Raw genomic sequence first — 17,315 nt, 5'->3', positions numbered from 1 at the left:
GGACACGGAAGCCGCCCGCCGCAGGGCGAGTTGACCCCGGCCGGCGAGCGTCGGGCAGTCACGTCTTGTGAGCGTCAGTCCGCGGAGGGGCGCAGCCGCAGCCCCTGCATGCCGCCGTCGACGGCGAGTTCGATGCCGGTCGTGGCACCGGCCGACGGGCCCGCCAGGTAACACACGGCGGCAGCGACCTCCGCCGCCGAGACCAGCCGCCCCATCGGCTGCCGCGCCTCGAGCGCGGCCCGTTCGGCTGCCGGGTCGGGAGCGGAATCCAGCAGCCGGCCGATCCACGGGGTGTCGGCCGTACCGGGGTTGACGCAGTTGACGCGAATGCCCTCGCGAACGTGGTCGGCGGCCATCGCACGAGTGAGGGAGAGGACGGCGCCCTTGCTGGCCGAGTAGAGGGCTCGCTGCGGGATCCCTGCGGTCGCCGCGACGGAGCAGGTGTTGACGATCGCGGCACCGCCCGGTGCCCCGCCGTCCCCGGTCGCCGCTGCGCGGCGCAGCAGCGGAAGGGCGGCGGCGCTGACCCGGGCCATGCCGGTCACGTTGACGTCGAGGACCCGGCGCCACTCCTCGTCGTCGTTGTCCTCGACCGTGCCCTGGGCACCGATGCCGGCGTTGTTCACCAGCACGTGAAGACGTCCGAAGCGTTCGTCGACCGCACTCAGCGCGGCATTCACCGAGGCGCGGTCGGTGACGTCGCAGGTCAAGCCCTCCAGCCCGGGCGGCAGTTCGTGAAGGGCGAGGTCCAGTACGCACACCCGCGCGCCCCGCCGCGCCAGTTCGGTGGACACAGCGAGTCCGATGCCGGATGCACCGCCGGTCACGACGGCGACCTGCCCGCCGAACTCACCCTCGGGAGATGCCGTTTGCTGAGCCATGGCTGCCTCGCCGTCCTTCGTACGTGCCGGATGTGCTGACGCGTGCCGGATGCGGCGGGGAGTGACCGGACGCACCGGAGCGCGGCCCGCGCTCCCCGCCGCATCCTGGCGATGCGCTCAGGAGAGCGTAAGGGCGGGTGCGTACATGTCCACCCACAGGGCCAGGTCGAGTGCGTGCTCAAGGCCGTGCCTGTGCCCCGGGCTGATCCGGGCGCTGTCGGCTTCCACGGCGCTCTGCAGCCATTGGCGGCTGACGAGTTCGAAGACGGGGTGCGAGGGCGCGGCCAGGATGTCGGATGCCGTCTTCTGGACGGCGGCGACGTACTTCGGGTCCTGCGTGGAGGGGTACGGACTCTTCACCCGGTCGTACACGGAGCGCGGCAGCACGTCCGCGGTGGCCTCGCGCAGCAGGCTCTTCTCCCTGCCGTCGAAGGACTTCAGGCTCCACGGGGTGTTGTAGACGTACTCCACGAGCCGGTGGTCGCAGAAGGGCACTCGGACCTCCAGGCCGACGGCCATGCTGGCGCGGTCCTTGCGGTCCAGCAGTACGCGCACGAAGCGGGTCAGGTGCAGGTGGCAGATCTTCCGCATGCGGAACTCGAAGTCGCTCTCGCCTTCCAGGCGTTGGATGCCGGAGACCGCCTCGTTGTAGCTGTCCTGGGTGTACGTGGCCAGGTCGAGAGCCTTGCGTGCCTCCTCGGTGAGGTACTCCCCGGGTTCTCCGGCCATCTCCTGGATCCGTGCGAGCCAGGGGAAGGTCTCCGACTGCTGTGCCAGGGGGTCGAAGAACTGCTTGTACCCGCCGAAGACTTCGTCGGCCGACTCGCCCGACAGCGCTACCGTCGACTGTTCGCGTATCGCCTTGAACAGCAGGTACAGGGAGGTGTCGATGTCTCCGAAGCCCATCGGCAGGTCGCGTGCACGGATCATCCTCGACCGCAGCCGCGGATCGGCGAGTTCCTCCGAGGAGAGGACGATGTCCTCGTGCAGCGTTCCCGCGCTGTCCGCGACGTCGTGCACGAACGGCCCGTCGGGCGTGTCCCGCAGTGCGTCGGCGACGAAGTTCTCCGTGTGGCCCACGAAGTCCACCGCGAAGCTGCGAACGCGCTGTCCCTCAGCGGCCAGTTGCCGTGCGGCCATCCCGGTCAGTGCCGAGGAGTCGAGGCCGCCGGAGAGCAGGGTGCAGCGCGGTACGTCGGCGACGAGCTGGCGGCTGACGATGTCCTCGAGCAGGTCGCGTACGCGGGCGACCGATGTCTCCTGGTCGTCGGTGTGGGGCCTGGTCTCCAGGGACCAGTAGGGCGTGGTGCGGATGCCTGTGCGCCCGACGGTGACCACGGTGCCGGGCTCGACCTCCCGCATGCCCTCCCAGATGGCGTGCCCCGGAGTCTTGATCAGGGTGAACAGCTCGCGCAGCCCGTCGGCGCCCACCGCGGGCCGGGCGAGCGGATTGGCGAGGATCGCCTTCGGCTCCGACCCGAACAGGACGCCGTCGTCGGTCGCGTAGTAGTAGAAGGGCTTGATGCCCATGCGGTCGCGGATCATCACGAGCTTCTGCTCACGCTCGTCCCAGATCGCGAACGCGTACATGCCGTTGAGGCGCTCGGCCACGGCCTCGCCCCACTCCAGGTAGCCCCGCAGCACGACCTCGGTGTCGGAGGAGGTGCTGAAGTGGTGCCCCCGGGTGCGCAGTTCGCTGCGCAGCCCTTCGAAGTTGTAGCACTCCCCCGAATAGACCATGGCGGCCGTGTGCTCCGAGGAACCCTCCGTGCTCATGGGCTGGCGTCCTCCGGGCAGGTCGATCACGGCCAGCCTCCGGTGGCCCAGAGCGGCCGGGCCCGCGATCCAGGTCCCGCTGTCGTCGGGGCCGCGGCAGGACATCGTCTCCGTCATCGCCTCGACGGTCTCGCGCTCGCGCGACAGATCGCGGTCGAACGAGACCCAGCCGGCGATTCCGCACATGCTCTCTCCCAGTCCGGGCCGGCCGGCGCCGGCCCCGGTCCAATCAGTTGTATATGGCAACTACCTGGCCAGGGTCAGCCCTTTCGGTTGCCTCAGTCAACCGGGTCGGGGGACGAGCCCGCGAATTCCGGCCGGGCCTGGAAGTCGGGGAAGAGCAGCGGCGGCACGCTCTCAGTTCTCGGCTTCGGCCTCGTCGCCCGTCGTCCGGCCGGCCACCAGGTCCCGCGGCCGTCCCCGCTGGTAGAGCAGTCCCGTCACGATCAGTCCGGCCGCGAAGAATCCCGCAGCGGACCAGTAGGCGATCGCGAAGCTGTGGACGTTCGCCCGCGCGATCAGGTCCGGCGAGCGCGGATGGGTGCGTACGTAGTCGCTGAAGGCGTGGGCCGCCATGGTGTTGAACAGGGACGTGCCGACCGAACCGCCCACCTGCTGCATCGTGTTGACGGTCGCGGAGGCCACACCCTGGTCCCGCTTGACGACACCCAGCGTGGCCAGGCTGATCGCGGACGGCATGACGAGACCCAGCCCGACGCCCAGCACCAGCAGCGGCGGCAGGACATGTGCCGCGTAGCCGCTGTGCAGGCTCAGCGCGGTGAGCCAGACCAGCCCGACCGTGGCGAGTCCCATTCCCGTGGGCACCACGGGCTTCGGCCCGATGCGCGGGATCAGCACGTTCGTGGAGAGCTGCGCGGTGGCGACCAGCGCGAGGACCATCGGCAGGAACGCCAGGCCCGTCTTGACGGGCGAGTAGTCGAGCGTCCTCTGCAGGTAGAACGTGAGGAACAGGAAGACGCCGAACATCCCGGCACCCGCGACGAAGATGCTGATGAAGGACGCGGCACGGTTGCGGTCCCGCACGACGCGCGGCGGCAGCAGAGGGTTTCTGGTGCGCGACTCGTGGACGACGAAGCCGGCCAGCAGCAGACCGCTGAGCGTGAGCGAGCCCCAGCACCGCCAGTCGCCCCAGCTCTCCGTGTCGGCGCTGGAGAAGCCGTAGACCAGGCAGAAGAGCCCGCCGCCGACCAGCGCGGTTCCCAGCAGGTCCAGCTTCGGGCGCCGGGTGGGCCGGTGCGGAGGCAGGATCGTCATGCCGCAGACCACCCCCACGACGGCGATGAAGACGTTGACGTACAGCGTCCAGCGCCAGCTCAGCTGCTCGGTGAGCAGGCCGCCCAGCAGCAGCCCGATCGCTGCCCCGGACCCCGCGATGGCGCCGAAGATGCCGAACGCACGGGAGCGTTCACGCGGCTGGGTGAACGTGGTCGTCAGCAGGGACAGTGCGGAGGGAGCGAGCAGCGCCCCGAACATGCCCTGCAGCGCCCGTGCGCCGACAAGCGCCGAGAAGGTGCTCGCGGCCCCGCCCAGAGCGGACGCGGCGCCGAATCCGATGAGGCCCGTCACGAACGTCCTGCGGCGCCCGATCAGGTCGGACAGCCGGCCGCCGAGCAGGAGCAGGCTGCCGAAGGCCAGCGTGTATGCGGTGATGACCCACTGCCGGCCGTCGTTGGAGAAGGCGAGGTCCCGCTGCGCCGAGGGAAGTGCGATGTTCACGATCGTCGCGTCCAGGACGACCATCAGCTGGGCCAGCGCGATGACCGTCAGCGCCAGCCAGCGGTGTGGGGTCGGGCTCTCCTCGCCGGCAGCCGGGGCGGCCCCTGCGCCCGCACCGCCGCCGGGCGACGGACCGGCCGGACTGGGGGGCATCGACGGACCTCTCGGCTCCACGGCTGACGGGACGGAGACGCTTCGCAGTCGTCACGTTATGTCCGGTTTGCGGGGGCCGCAAAAGATCAGCGGCGGGCCTCAGGGCCAGCACTCGGCAAGGACGGGACCTGGGACGCCAAGGAGCGCGGGCGCTCCCGCGAACCGGAAGCCCGCGGAGACGTCAGGGACTCCCGTATGCCTCGCCGCCGACCGCCAGTCGAGCCGTGCCGGCGGTGCTGTCCGCGAGCCAGCCGCGGAAGTCGTCGAGTTCCGCCTCCGGCAGCCCCACTTCGATCGTCACCTCGGCTCCGTAGGTGACCTCGCGCACCGAACGCCCGCTGGAGCGCAGGTCGTTCTCCAGCCTGCCCGCACGCTGGTGGTCGGTCGTGACCGTCACCAGCCGGTAGCGCCGCCGTACACGCGTGCCGACGGCGTCCAGCGCCTCGCCGACGGCCCCGCCGTACGCGCGGATCAGGCCGCCCGCCCCCAGCTTCGTGCCGCCGAAGTAGCGCACGACCACCGCGACGGCGCAGCGAATCCCGCGCCGCGTGAGCATCTGCAGCATGGGCAGGCCCGCGGTGCCGCCCGGTTCGCCGTCGTCGTCGGACTTCTGCAGGCCCCCGTCCGCGCCGATGACGTAGGCCCAGCAGTGATGGGTCGCCCCCGGGTGCTGCGCGCGCACCCGTGCGATGAAGGCTCTCGCCTCCTCCTCGGAGGCCGCGGGAGCCAGGACGCACACGAAGCGCGAGCGGCTGACCTCGGTCTCGTGCTCGCCCTCACCGGACACGGTGACGTACTGCTCCTGCATACGGGCACCCTACGTGCGGGCCCACCGGGGCCCGGCCCGGGAATGGTCAGGCCGCCACCGCTCGTTGGAGAGATCATGTACGCAGACACTGAGACCGTACGCAGGATCCTGACGGAGTCGGGCGACACATGGGCGGTCGTCGGCCTGTCCACGAACCGGGCGCGTGCGGCGTACGAAGTCGCGGGCGTCCTCCAGCGCTTCGGCAAGCGCGTGGTGCCGGTGCACCCCAAGGCCGAGACGGTGCACGGGGAGCAGGGCTACGCGAAGCTGGCCGACATTCCCTTCCCCGTCGACGTCGTGGACGTCTTCGTCAACTCCGACCTGGCCGGGGACGTCGCGGACGCGGCCGTCGACATCGGCGCGAAGGCGGTCTGGTTCCAGCTGGGAGTGATCGACGAGGCCGCCTACGAGCGCACGCGCTCCTCCGGCCTGGAGATGGTCATGGACCGCTGTCCTGCGATCGAGATCCCGAAACTGAAATGAACCGCATCCCCCGGCGCCGCTATGGTGCGTGGTCGTGATCACGACCCGGATGGCGTCCCCGGACGACGCCCCCGAACTCGTGCGGCTGCGGCGGCTGATGTTCCTGGGCATGCACGGACGGGACGAGCCGGGCCCGTGGGAGCGTGACGCGGAACGGATGGCCCGCCGTCAGCTGGACCGGGAGCTCTCGGGCGGCGAATGGCTGGGCGCGTTCGTGGTGGACGGCGACCGGCCGGGGCCGCCGCATCTGGCGGCGTGCGCGGTGGGCAGGATCGAGGAACGCCTGCCCGCGCCGAGGCATCCCGCCGGGCGCTTCGGCTTCGTCTTCAGCGTCTGCACGGACGAGCGGTACCGGGGCCGCGGCTACGCACGAGCCACGACCGAAGCACTGCTGGAGTGGTTCGCCGAGCGGGACGTGACCCGGGTCGACCTCCACGCGAGCCCGGACGCCGAACCTCTGTACCGCTCCATGGGCTTCAGCGAGCACTCGATCGCGCTCTCGATCGACCTGTCAGGACGCGGCTGAGGACGTTCGGGCCGGCGGCGAGGCTCACCGGTCCCGGCGCATGCTCAGATGCCCAGGCCCTCCAGGACGACGGCACCCGGCAGTTCGGCCAGCGCCTTGCCCGGGACGATGAGCTTGCCGCGCCGGAGCCCGCTGCCGATCAGTGTCCACGGCAGATCGGTGACCGCGGAGTCGATGAGGACGGGCCAGCCTTCAGGGAGGCCGATCGGCGTGATGCCGCCGTACTCCATGCCGGTCTCCTCGACGGCGGTGTCCATGGGCGCGAACGACGCCTTGCGCGCCTCCAGTTGGCGCCGGACAGCTCCGTTGACGTCGACGCGCGTCGTGGAGAGCACCACGCATGCGGCGAGCGTGCGCTCGCCGCCCCGCTTCGCCGCGACGACGACGCAGTTGGCGGACGTACCGAGGAGGTCCTCGCCGTAGTTCTCGATGAAGACGGCGGTGTCCGCCTTCGCGGGGTCCGTGTCGACGTGGAGCAGCTGATCGCGCGGCACCGCGCCCTTCCAGCCACGGATGGCCTCGGCAGCCGGCCCGGTGAAGTGCTCGACCGACGCGGCGGGGGCAGCCGATTCGAAGTTCCCGATGGGTGCGCGCATGCGCGGCACGTTAACACCGGCCCGCAGGCCGCGGGAGAGCCGGTCAGCGCGGTGCGGGGACGGAGATGGCCATGGTCATCTCGACCGGCTCCCCACCGTCGTTGTGGTAGCCGTGCGCCACGTTCGCCTCGAAGGACGCGGAGGTTCCCGCGGGCACTTCGTAGTCCTTGCCTTCGACGTTCAGGGTGAGCATGCCCTCGCGTACGTGCACCAGCTCGGTCGTCCCGGCCGGGTGCGGGTCCGAGCGGCTTCCCTCGCCCGGCATGAGCCGCCACGACCACAGCTCCAGCGGGCCGGGAGACTCGGCACCGGCCAGCAGCGTGCTGTGACTTCCCGCCTCCGTGGACCACAGCCGCACCGCCTGCTCCGCCGGCACGAGGCGCACCTGCGGTTCCTGGTCGAAGTCGAGCAAGGTGGTGATGCTCACGCCGAGGGCGTCCCCCACCTTGACGACGGTGCCCACGCTCGGGTTCGTGCGGCCCTGCTCGATCTGGATGAGCATCCCCCGGCTCACACCGGCGCGGGCCGCGAGGGCGTCGAGGGTGTAGCCGCGTTCCTGCCGCCGGCGCTTGAGATTGCGGGCCAGGGACTGCGTGAGGTGGTCGAGATCCGTCACGGGCTCCGTACACCGTCCAATATTCTGAATGCGAGAGTTCAGTTTGCTAAACTGCGCTGCGTTGTACTTCCTTGTTCACGCCACTGTACTGCGAGGTGTCTCATGACCGCTGCTCTGGCCCTGGTCACCAGCCTGATGTGGGGGCTGGCCGACTTCGGCGGAGGGCTGCTCACCAGGCGCATGTCCGCGTTGACGGTCGTGGTGGTCTCCCAGGCGCTGGCGGCCGTGGTGCTCGGGGCAATCGTGATCGCCATGGGCGGCTGGAGCGAGTGGGGCGGGCAGCTGTGGTTCGCGGCGGCTGCGGGTCTCGTGGGCCCGGTGGCCATGCTGGCCTTCTACAAGGCGCTCTCCCAGGGACCGATGGGCGTGGTCTCACCGCTGGCCTCGCTCGCCGTCGTCGTCCCCGTCACGGCCGGCCTGGCGCTGGGCGAACGGCCCGGCTGGATCCAGGCCGCCGGCATCACCGTCGCGGTCGCCGGAGTTGTCCTCGCGGGCGGCCCGGAGCTGCGCGGCGCACCCGTGCAGCGCAAGACGATCGCTCTCACCCTCATCTCGGCACTGGGCTTCGGCGCGGTGATGGCGCTGATCGAGCACGCCGGGACGAGCACCATGGCCGGCCTCTTCCTCGCGCTGTTCGTGCAGCGCGTGTGCAACGTCACCGTGGGAGGCGCCGCCCTGTACGTGCAGGTCAGGCGGGGCACGCCTGCGCTGCCCGCCGAAGGGGGCCGCAGGGCCCTGACCATGGCGCTGCCCGCGCTGGCCTTCGTGGGCCTCGCGGACGTCGCGGCCAACGGCACGTACATGCTGGCCACGTCGTACGGACCCGTGACGACGGCCGCGGTGCTCGCCTCGCTCTACCCCGTGGTCACCGCCCTCGCGGCGCGGGGTGTGCTGCGGGAGAGGCTGCGGGCGGTGCAGACCGCGGGGGCCGGGCTGGCTCTGGTCGGCACGGTGCTGCTGGCGTCGTCCTGACCACCCGCACGTCTGAGTCCCCATCCGGTCAACGAGGCCGTGGGGCAGGCTCCTCCTCGCAGGCGGCCAGCTCGGCTGCCGCGCGCAGCTGCCGAGGGGTGACGCCTTCCGGCACCGGTACGGGCGCGGGCGTGCGCAGCGGCGGCTGCCAGCCCCGCTCGCCCTCCCAGCGGCGCACGATCCGGGCGGGGGCGCCGGCCACCACGGCGTGATCGGGGACCTCGCCCCGCACGACCGAGCCGGCGGCGACGACCACGTTCCGTCCCAGCCGCGCTCCCGGCAGGATCACGGCGCCGGCACCGAGCCAGCTGCCGCTGCCGATCTCCACGGCCGCGCTGCGCGGCCACTGCTTGCCGACTGGTTCGTGCGGGTCGTCGTAGGAGTGGTTGGTCGAGGTGATGTAGACGTACGGGCCGCAGTAGACGTCGTCGCCGAAGGTGACGGATCCCTGTACGTCGGCGATGACATGGCTGCCGCGCCCGAGGACCACACCGTTGCCGATGGTGAGGACCGGGTCCGGGCCGAGGTCGAGGTCCGGCAGCATCCCGGCCGCCAGGGTCACCTCCTGCCCGATCACGCAGTGGTCGCCGATCTCTATCCAGGGCGTGCCGAAGACGGTGCCCTGCGGGAAGGCGAGCCGGGTGCCGGTCCCGATGCGGCGGAATGCGTAGGGCCCGGGGCGCTCCGCGGTGATGGCACCTGCGTACTGCGCCCGGCGCCATATCCCGTGCACCGCACGGGAGGCGAGAGCAGCGAAGGTGTTCCGGATGGATCGCACGCCGTCACGGTAGCCGGGCGGGGCCGTCGTGGACCCGTACAGGCCCCTGTGATCTTCCGCCCACCCATCGCATACGGTTCAAGTAGGGGCCGGTGCCGACCGGCCGGGGATCGAGCGGAGACGACGATGACGGAACAGCGAGCGGTGATCGCGGGTGTGAGCGGCAGGGAGCCCAAGCTCGACGAGGACACCTACACCGCACCGACATCCGTGGTCGTGGGGGCCGTGACCATCGGCGCGGGATCCAGCGTCTGGTACGGAGCGGTGATGCGCGCGGACTGCGACGTGATCACGCTCGGCGAGGGCTCCAACATCCAGGACAACTGCACGGTCCACGCCGACCCGGGGTTCCCCACGCACATCGGCTCGGGCGTCTCGGTAGGGCACAACGCGGTACTGCACGGCTGCACGGTGGAGGACGACGTCCTCGTCGGCATGAGCGCCACGGTCCTCAACGGGGCCGTCATCGGGGCCGGTTCACTGGTCGCCGCCCACGCGCTCGTGCCGCAGGGCATGCAGGTGCCGCCGGGATCGCTGGTGGCGGGCGTGCCGGCGAAGATCAAGCGGGAGCTGACGTCGGAGGAGCACGAGGGCATCAAGGCCAACGCAGCCGTGTACCAGCACCTCGCCCGTAACCACCGGGACGAGTTCTCCCCCGTGGAGGACTGAGCTCCGGGCGTCAGTCGCCGGCGCGGACCGCCCCGGATCCGGCGCGGTCCTCGCCGGATCCGCTGTCCGGCTCGCCCTCCGCGGCCAGGGCGACATGTTCGGCCTCGGCCTTGCGGGCGCGCCGCCGCATCACGATCATCGAGCCGACGCCGAAGAGCACGGCGATCACCAGGCCCATCCACGAGAAGCGCTTGAGCCAGGCCTCGGCGACGATGCCGACGTAGTAGATGACGGCCGTCGTGCCGCCCGCCCAGACGATGCCGCCCAGCACGTTCGCCGTGAGGAACTTCCAGTAGGGCATCTTCAACACACCCGCGAGCGGCCCGGCGAAGATGCGCAGCAGCGCGACGAAGCGGCCGAAGAAGACCGCCCACATCCCCCACTTCTCGAAGGCCCGCTCCGCGCTGGCGACATGATGCGGCCCGAAGTGCTTCGGGAACTTCCCGCCGAGCCACGTCAGCAGCGGTTTGCCGCCCCTGCGGCCGATCGCATAGCCGATGGAGTCGCCGATGATCGCGCCCGTGCTGGCGCAGGCGCCGAGGATCAAGGGATCGATCTCGCCGTGCTGGGAGGCGAGGAGCGCGGAACTGACGAGGACGATCTCACCCGGGAGCGGAATGCCCAGGCTCTCGAGCCCGATGACGACCCCGACCAGGAGGTAGACGCTCACGGCCGGCACGCTCTCGAGCCACTCCTGGACGTGCAACTGAGCTTCCTCCCGCCGGTGATGGACGCGGGAGGCCCTGTTCTGCCGCGTCCCGCGCACGCGCCCGGACCGTCGCGGGGCGCGCGTGCGGGCAGCCTAACCGATGCCGGGAAACGCCGGGCGGCGCCACGGGAGGATGCCGCAGGTCACACCGCTCAAGCGGAAGCCGCCGCTCCCCGGAACGGTCAGATGTGCGGGAGCAGCGTCCTGTCGTCAGTTGTTCGGGCGCAGCGTCCAGATGATCGTCATCTCGCCCGTGACGGCGCCGTCCTCGCGGGAGATCTTCACCTCCACGGGGAATTCGGGCCGCTCCCCCGCGTCCAGTTCGGCCAGCACCTGCGCCACGGGCCTGCCCAGTTCGGCGGTCGCGGTCACCGGGCCCATGGCCAGCTTCTTGTAGCCGATCTCAGCCCGTACGGCCAGCGGCACCGCGCGGGAGAGCTGGTCGCCGAACGCGGCGAGGACGATCGCACCGCTGGCCGACTCGGCGAGCGTGAACATGGCGCCGGCGTGCGGGCCCCCGACGTGGTTGTGGTAAGCGCCCTGGTCGGGCAGCGAGACGACTGCCCGCTCGGCACTCGTCTCGGAGAACTCGAGGCCGAGGGTGCGGACCATGGGGACGGTGTCCGCCATCATCTGGCCGATGGACGGAAGGGAATCTGTGGAGGACATGGCCAGATGTTACCACTCAGTAACTGCTCCTGGCCAGGGGAGTCGTCCTCCTTGCTACCGTCCCGCTGTCCTCAGCCGATGGTGAAGGCGCCGTCGGGCGGTTCCGGTGAGGGCGCCGCGTCGCCGTCCTGGACGGGTGCGGCCCCGCCGGTGAGGCGCGCCAGCCCCGCGCCGTGTTCGACCCGTGCGGGAAAGATGTCCGAGGCCGTTCTGCGGGCGAGCGCGTCCACGGGGAAGGGCTCGTGCGAGCCGACCAGCACGATGTTGCCGAAGCGCCGACCGCGCAGCACGGAGGGCTCGGCAACGAGGCACATGTGCTCGAAGGCCGTACGGAACGTGGCGACTTGGGAACCGGCGAAGCGGAAGGGCGCGGCGTCGGCCACATTGACGACGCAGACGCCGTCCTCCCGCAGTACGCGGCGTACGGCCTGCGCATAGGTGACGGTGGTCAGATGCGCCGGCACATGCGCTCCGCCGTAGACATCGGCTATCACGACGTCCGCGGACGCGGCGGGCGAAGCGTCGAGGAAGGCGCGGGCGTCCTGTGCCGCCACGGAGATCCCGGCGCCGGGCTCCAGCGGCAGATACTCCTCGACGAAGGCGAGCAGCGCCTCGTCGGTGTCGGCGACGCGCTGCCGGGATCCGGGACGGGTCGCCGACACGTACCGGGGCAGCGTGAGCGCGCCGCCGCCCAAGTGCACGACGTCCAGGGCCTGTTCGGGCGGTGCCGCCAGATCCAGTACGTGGGCGATCCGGCGGGCGTACTCGAATTCCAGGTACGTCGGATCGCGCAGGTCGACATAGGACTGGGGCGCGCCGTCGACCGTGAGCAGCCAGCCGCCCTCGTGGTCGATGTCGGGCAGCAGCTTTGCGGTGCCGCCTTGAACGGCGCGCGTCACGGGTATCGGCTCGTCGTCCACCAGGCCATTGTGGCTCCGGCCCGGACGTGCAGGGCAGTCCGCCTCCGCACGTCCGGGCCGGGCATCACGCGGGCCCCGGGCCGGGCCCGGCCTCCGTCCCGTTCACTCCTCCCCGACGCTGACGACCGTTCCCGCGCCGACCGTGCGGCCGCCCTCACGTACCGCGAAGCCGAGGCCCGGCTCCAGCGGGACCTCGTGGCCCAGCTCGACGTCGAGCGTCACGGTCTCACCGGGCAGAGCGATGCCGTCCGTGCCGAGGGTGACCTCGCCGACCACGTCCGCCGTGCGCAGGTAGAACTGCGGCCGGTAGCCGCTGTGCACCGGGGTGCGCCGCCCGCCGTCCCGCGTGGGGAGCAGACGGACCCGGGCCGTGAAGCGGCGGCGCGGTGCGAGACTGCCGGGGACGGCGACGATGTGCCCCCGGCGTACCGCGTCCCGGGGCACGCCGCGCAGCAGGAGCGCGACGCTGTCCCCGGCCTGGGCCTCCTCCATGGGTTTGCCGAAGGTCTCGACGCCGGTCACGACCGTCTCTGTGCCCGCCCCGAGCACCTCCACCTTGTCGCCGACGCGCACGGTGCCGCGTTCGACCGCGCCGGTGACGACGGTGCCGCGTCCGGTGATCGTCAGCACGTTCTCCACGGGCAGCAGGAACGGCGCGGCCAGGTGCCGCTCGGGGTCGGGGACGTAGGTGTCCACGGCGTCCAGCAGCGCCTCGATCGAGGCCGTCCAGCGCGGGTCGCCCTCCAGCGCACGCAGTCCGGAGACGCGTACGACCGGGAGGGTGTCGCCGGCGTAGCCGTGAGCGCTCAGGAGCTCGCGGACCTCCAGCTCGACCAGCTCGGTCAGTTCCTCCTCCCCGGCGTCCGCCTTGTTCAGTGCGACGACGATGTGCTCGACGCCGACCTGCCGCGCCAGCAGCACGTGCTCCGCGGTCTGCGGCATGACTCCGTCGACGGCGGAGACGACCAGGATCGCGCCGTCCAGCTGCGCCGCGCCGGTGACCATGTTCTTGATGAAGTCCGCGTGACCTGGCATGTCGACATGCGCGTAGTGCCTGGTCCCGGTCTCGTACTCGACGTGCGCGATGGTGATGGTGATGCCGCGAGCCGCCTCCTCGGGCGCCTTGTCGATGCGGTCGAACGGCACGAAAGTGCCGGTGCCGCGGTCGCTGAGGACCTTGGTGATGGCGGCGGTGAGCGTCGTCTTGCCGTGGTCGACGTGCCCCATGGTGCCGATGTTCAGATGCGGTTTGGTGCGCACATAAGCCTGCTTGGCCATGTTCTTCCTCGTCTGCTGCGCGCCGTGACAAGGCGCGGTGAAGGCCGGGACCCCTCGGATCGGCCGACCCTCCCCCTGCGGGGTCCTCGGAGCGATCCGGGAAGGGTCAGCCTCGGGCGCCGTCGGCGGCCACTGCGGCAGCGGCTGCCAGCGCGGTGTCGGTGGCTGAAGCAGCGGCGGCGGCGATGAGCCGTGCGTCCGGGAAGAGCGAGGAAACGGCAGCCCTGAGCACGCCCGCTGCCGCGGGCCGTGCCATGTGGTGGGTCTGCCGGAACATGACCTTGATGGTTGCGCCCCAACGGCCGTACGTCGACTGATTTTTCTCCGTGCCGACGAACGCGTCGGCGCCCCCGTCAGGGAGTTGCGAAGTCGCCGCTGGGAGCGGTGCCTCCGACAGGGTCACTCGAGTTGTTCGGACGCGGAGGTGACCGTTCCGGGGAGAAGCGATGTGCTTCTCGCCCGGCGGGCGATCACATTCGTCAGTTACGCTCGCCGCGTGTCCGTCCCCTCCACGCAGCAGTCAGACGGTCTCCCCAGCCGACTGGCGCAGGCGCTGCTCTCCCCGAGGTGCCGGCTCGCAGTACTCCTTGTGCTGCTGTGCGCGGCGGGGATATCGATGCTGGTGTACGAGCCGCAGCGGTTCGTCACCCATGGGCTGCCCGCGCATCTCTCGGGCGGTCTCGCGGGTTTCTTCTTCACCGTGGCCTACGGGCTGTGCACCGCCGCTTTCGTCCCGCGTCCGGTCCTCAACGTCGCTGCGGGCGCACTCTTCGGCACGCAGGCCGGAACGGTCGCCGCCGTCGTAGGTACCGTCATCGGCTCCGGTCTCGCCTTCGGTCTCGGCCGCGTCCTCGGGCAGGACGCATTGCGTCCGCTGCTGCGGGCCCGCTGGGTGACCGCCGTCGACCGTCAACTGAGCCGGCACGGCTTCCGTTCGATGCTGGTGATCAGACTTCTCCCCGGCGTTCCCTTCGCGGCTTCCAATTACGGCGCCGCCGTCTCCCGCATGGGATGGACGGCCTTCCTGGCCGCGACGGCACTGGGCGTCGTCCCCAACACGGCCGCTTATGTGATCGCCGGCAGCCACGCCACGGCGCCCACCTCGCCCGTCTTCCTCGCCGCCTTCGGCTTCATCGCGCTCTCCGGTCTGGGAGGCGCCGTGCTGGCCTGGCGCAAGCGGCATGTGCTGGGCAACGAGCCCGCGGGATGCGCGGCGAAGACCCTCTACAAGCAAGGCGCCTCACGCTCCTGAGGGCTCATCACCCCCCGCTCACCCGTCATCCGTGTGGCTGTAGTCTGCTCCGCGTGATCATTGCCGCGGCGAGGACGGGTCAGAGAAGATGTCTTGGTTCGAATCGTTCATTCTCGGGCTCGTCCAGGGACTGACCGAATTTCTCCCGATCTCCTCCAGCGCCCACCTTCGGCTCACCGCGGCCTTCGCCGGCTGGCAGGACCCGGGCGCCGCCTTCACCGCCGTCACTCAGATCGGCACCGAAGCTGCGGTCATCATCTACTTCCGCAAGGACATCGGGCGCATCATCTCCGCCTGGTGCCGTTCCCTGGTCGACCGCAGCATGCGGCGCGACCACGACGCGGAGCTGGGCTGGCTCGTCATCGTCGGCTCGATCCCGATCGGCGTGCTCGGGCTGCTGTTCAAAGACCAGATCGAGGGCCCGTTCCGGGACCTGCGGCTCATCGCGACGACGCTGATCGTCCTCGGCATCATCCTCGGCATCGCCGACAGGCTCGCCGCACAGGGCGGACGCTCCGGGAAGGGCAAGAGGGCCCGCCCGCGCAAGACGATCGAGGAACTGAACGTCAAGGACGGTCTGCTCTACGGCTGCGCGCAGGCTCTCGCACTGGTTCCCGGCGTCTCGAGGTCGGGCGCCACCATCAGCGGCGGGCTCTTCATGGGCTACACCCGGGAGGCCGCCGCCCGCTACTCCTTCCTGCTCGCGATCCCGGCCGTGATGGCCTCGGGCTTTCTGGAGCTGACGGAGATCGGCGAAGGGCACGTCTCCTGGGGGCCGACCATCTTCGCGACGGTTCTCGCCTTCGTGGTGGCCTACGCGGTGATCGCCTGGTTCATGAGCTACATCTCGACCCGCAGCTTCATGCCCTTCGTGATCTACCGCGTGGTGCTCGGCATCGCCATTCTCGTGCTCGTCGCCACGGGCACCCTCACCCCGAACGAGGGCGCCTCGTCCGGGGGTGTCTCGTCCGGCTGAGCCCGGGCAGCCGAAGGTAAGACGTGCGGTGCACACGCATCGGCGGGTGTACTCCTGAGGCCGTACGGCAGGACTCACCTGCCGGACGAGGACATGGCGCCGGACACGAGGCATCGTTGACGGTATGAACCGGATGCGGGAATTCCACCTGGATCGTCCGTGAACGCCCTCCTGGCAGCGGTGCTGCTGTCGCTGGTCTCGGCGTTCTGCTACGCCACCGCGGCCATCGTCCAGGAGCGCATCGCGGCGACCACACGGCCCAGCCGGTACGGGCTCCTCCGCTCGCGCCGGTGGTGGGGAGCGGTGGCGCTGAACAGCCTGGGCGCCATTCTCCACGTGGGTGCATTGAGTCTGGGCCCTCTGACCGTCGTGCAGCCTCTCGGCGTCCTCACGCTGGTACTGGCGGCCCCGCTGGCGGCCGTGCTCGTCAGACGGACGGTGAGCGCCTCGGCGTGGCACGGCATCTTCATCGTCTCGGGCGGGCTGGCGGTGCTCCTGGTTCTCACGGGTTCGACGCCTGTGCGCGGCCTCGGCGGAGCGGGTCAGATCGGCCTGACGGTGGCCGTGGCGTGCCTGCTCGCCCTGCTGCTGGTCACGGCGACGACCGCCGGGCGGAAGGTGCCGATGCTGAGGTCCGTCACGCTCGCGGCCGCGGCGGGCGTGGCCTACGGGGCGGCCTCGGTGTTCATCAAGACGGTTGCGGACAGCTGGAGTCCCACCCTGCCGGGTCTGATGTCCACGGCGCCGCTGATGGTCCTGATCGGGGTTCTCGCCGCGGTCGGCCTGGCCGCTTCGCAGTCCTCCTACCGGGGCGGCGGGCTGGCCGCACCACTGGCGACGACGACCGTGGTCAACCCCGCCTTCGCGGCCGCCGTGGGCATCGTGATGCTCGGCGAGGGCTTCCGCTTCGGGATCGCGGGCGCCGTCGGGGCACTCGTGGCCGGAGCGGTCACGGCCTGGGGGCTCGCCGTGCTCGCGGCCGACAGCGCCGGACACCGGCTCAGGCCGTCCAGGCCGCCTCAGGTGCCGGCGGAAGGCCCCGGGCCGGTCGTCATCCGCGCCCCCGGGCGGTTGTCCGGAGCGGTGCATCAGGCGGTGGTGCGGATGCCGCCCGTACGGGCGAGCACGCGACCGCCGGCCTCTCGCCGCTGACGGGCGACCGCGCAGTAGCGCCGGCGGGGATGTGCCTGGCCGTGACGGTCCGGCCGCATGTCACTGCCGGTACGCGGCAGTTGGACCGCCGGTGTGCGGTGCCGGGCGAGTGGACGCACGCTCCCTCACGCCATCCGGGCTTGCTCTCATGGCCGTTGGCACCGGTTTCGCGCTCGACCGGCACACCCCGGAGCGGGCGCCCGGAGGTCGCAATCCTCGGGGTGACGTCCTTGCGCGCGCTCCCCTGACCGCAATACCGGCGCACCGTCCGCCGACCGACGGCACCGCCACGACCCCCACGCCTTTCCGGCGGCCGGCGATGTCCCGCAGCGACCTCGTGCATGCTCGCGGAGAGCATCGTGGT

Annotated in this window: 19 protein-coding genes; 7 read left to right on the top strand and 12 right to left on the bottom strand. The window is 71.0% G+C overall.

The window, feature by feature from the left end; translation table 11 throughout:
* Positions 1–74: 74 nt before the first annotated feature.
* The 4 genes from G4Z16_RS30965 to G4Z16_RS30950 form a co-directional block, all read right to left on the bottom strand.
* Positions 75–881 (bottom strand): SDR family NAD(P)-dependent oxidoreductase, encoded by an 807-nt coding sequence (locus tag G4Z16_RS30965; RefSeq protein WP_197353866.1) that lies wholly within the window; start codon positions 879–881, stop codon positions 75–77.
* 117 nt (positions 882–998) lie between these two features.
* A complete protein-coding gene (gene asnB, locus G4Z16_RS30960) occupies positions 999–2,843 on the bottom strand; it encodes an asparagine synthase (glutamine-hydrolyzing) (RefSeq protein ID WP_197353865.1) in 1,845 nt (614 codons plus the stop codon).
* Positions 2,844–3,014: 171 nt separating this feature from the next.
* A complete protein-coding gene (locus G4Z16_RS30955) occupies positions 3,015–4,547 on the bottom strand; it encodes an MFS transporter (RefSeq protein WP_197353864.1) in 1,533 nt (510 codons plus the stop codon).
* 181 nt (positions 4,548–4,728) lie between these two features.
* Complete coding sequence (locus G4Z16_RS30950) at positions 4,729–5,355, bottom strand: YigZ family protein (RefSeq protein ID WP_197353863.1); 627 nt, start codon at positions 5,353–5,355, stop codon at positions 4,729–4,731.
* 75 nt (positions 5,356–5,430) lie between these two features.
* On the opposite strand from G4Z16_RS30950, the gene G4Z16_RS30945 reads away from it, so the two are divergent.
* Positions 5,431–5,838 (top strand): CoA-binding protein, encoded by a 408-nt coding sequence (locus G4Z16_RS30945; protein WP_197353862.1) that lies wholly within the window; start codon positions 5,431–5,433, stop codon positions 5,836–5,838.
* Positions 5,839–5,872: 34 nt separating this feature from the next.
* The gene (locus G4Z16_RS30940; protein WP_246531160.1) at positions 5,873–6,364 is read left to right on the top strand and encodes a GNAT family N-acetyltransferase; all 492 of its coding nucleotides are present in this window, start codon (positions 5,873–5,875) and stop codon (positions 6,362–6,364) included.
* Positions 6,365–6,408: 44 nt separating this feature from the next.
* Here the strand turns inward: G4Z16_RS30940 and G4Z16_RS30935 are convergent, their stop codons facing one another.
* Positions 6,409–6,960 carry a YbaK/EbsC family protein gene (locus G4Z16_RS30935; protein ID WP_197353861.1) on the bottom strand — a complete coding sequence of 184 codons (552 nt, stop codon included), beginning with the start codon at positions 6,958–6,960 and terminating at the stop codon, positions 6,409–6,411.
* 43 nt (positions 6,961–7,003) lie between these two features.
* Positions 7,004–7,576 (bottom strand): helix-turn-helix domain-containing protein, encoded by a 573-nt coding sequence (locus G4Z16_RS30930; protein ID WP_197353860.1) that lies wholly within the window; start codon positions 7,574–7,576, stop codon positions 7,004–7,006.
* Positions 7,577–7,678: 102 nt separating this feature from the next.
* Between G4Z16_RS30930 and G4Z16_RS30925 the strand changes: the two genes are divergently transcribed.
* On the top strand, positions 7,679–8,548 hold the full coding sequence (locus G4Z16_RS30925) for a DMT family transporter (protein ID WP_197353859.1): 870 nt from the start codon (positions 7,679–7,681) through the stop codon (positions 8,546–8,548).
* A 28-nt stretch (positions 8,549–8,576) separates the two neighbouring features.
* Here G4Z16_RS30925 and G4Z16_RS30920 read toward each other — a convergent pair whose 3' ends face one another.
* Positions 8,577–9,326, bottom strand: coding sequence for an acyltransferase (locus tag G4Z16_RS30920; RefSeq protein ID WP_197353858.1), 750 nt, complete (start codon positions 9,324–9,326; stop codon positions 8,577–8,579).
* A gap of 126 nt (positions 9,327–9,452) precedes the next feature.
* Here G4Z16_RS30920 and G4Z16_RS30915 point away from each other — a divergent pair, with 126 nt between their 5' ends.
* Positions 9,453–9,995, top strand: a complete 543-nt coding sequence (locus G4Z16_RS30915) for a gamma carbonic anhydrase family protein (RefSeq protein ID WP_197353857.1) — start codon at positions 9,453–9,455, stop codon at positions 9,993–9,995.
* Between the two features lie 10 nt (positions 9,996–10,005).
* Here the strand turns inward: G4Z16_RS30915 and G4Z16_RS30910 are convergent, their stop codons facing one another.
* From G4Z16_RS30910 to G4Z16_RS30890, 5 genes are all read right to left on the bottom strand, one after another.
* Complete coding sequence (locus tag G4Z16_RS30910; RefSeq protein WP_197353856.1) at positions 10,006–10,701, bottom strand: DedA family protein; 696 nt, start codon at positions 10,699–10,701, stop codon at positions 10,006–10,008.
* Between the two features lie 213 nt (positions 10,702–10,914).
* On the bottom strand, positions 10,915–11,373 hold the full coding sequence (locus tag G4Z16_RS30905; protein ID WP_197353855.1) for a DUF4442 domain-containing protein: 459 nt from the start codon (positions 11,371–11,373) through the stop codon (positions 10,915–10,917).
* 71 nt (positions 11,374–11,444) lie between these two features.
* Positions 11,445–12,293 (bottom strand): spermidine synthase, encoded by an 849-nt coding sequence (locus G4Z16_RS30900; protein ID WP_197353854.1) that lies wholly within the window; start codon positions 12,291–12,293, stop codon positions 11,445–11,447.
* A 102-nt stretch (positions 12,294–12,395) separates the two neighbouring features.
* Positions 12,396–13,571, bottom strand: coding sequence for an elongation factor Tu (gene tuf / locus G4Z16_RS30895; RefSeq protein WP_197353853.1), 1,176 nt, complete (start codon positions 13,569–13,571; stop codon positions 12,396–12,398).
* A 106-nt stretch (positions 13,572–13,677) separates the two neighbouring features.
* Positions 13,678–13,848, bottom strand: a complete 171-nt coding sequence (locus G4Z16_RS30890) for a hypothetical protein (RefSeq protein ID WP_197353852.1) — start codon at positions 13,846–13,848, stop codon at positions 13,678–13,680.
* Positions 13,849–14,067: 219 nt separating this feature from the next.
* Here G4Z16_RS30890 and G4Z16_RS30885 point away from each other — a divergent pair, with 219 nt between their 5' ends.
* The 3 genes from G4Z16_RS30885 (at position 14,068) to G4Z16_RS30875 (ending at position 16,951) form a co-directional block, all read left to right on the top strand.
* Positions 14,068–14,823, top strand: a complete 756-nt coding sequence (locus tag G4Z16_RS30885; protein ID WP_246531159.1) for a TVP38/TMEM64 family protein — start codon at positions 14,068–14,070, stop codon at positions 14,821–14,823.
* An 88-nt stretch (positions 14,824–14,911) separates the two neighbouring features.
* Positions 14,912–15,799 carry an undecaprenyl-diphosphate phosphatase gene (locus G4Z16_RS30880; RefSeq protein WP_197353851.1) on the top strand — a complete coding sequence of 296 codons (888 nt, stop codon included), beginning with the start codon at positions 14,912–14,914 and terminating at the stop codon, positions 15,797–15,799.
* Positions 15,800–15,958: 159 nt separating this feature from the next.
* Positions 15,959–16,951: a DMT family transporter gene (locus tag G4Z16_RS30875; protein ID WP_197353850.1), complete on the top strand. Its 993-nt coding sequence runs from the start codon at positions 15,959–15,961 to the stop codon at positions 16,949–16,951.
* The last annotated feature ends 364 nt before the right edge of the window (positions 16,952–17,315 follow it).

The sequence above is a fragment of the Streptomyces bathyalis genome, assembly GCF_015910445.1.
In the GTDB taxonomy this organism is placed as follows: Bacteria; Actinomycetota; Actinomycetes; order Streptomycetales; family Streptomycetaceae; genus Streptomyces; species Streptomyces bathyalis.
Note: the sequence above shows the minus strand (reverse complement) of the source record. Positions and strands in the feature narration are given on the sequence as shown.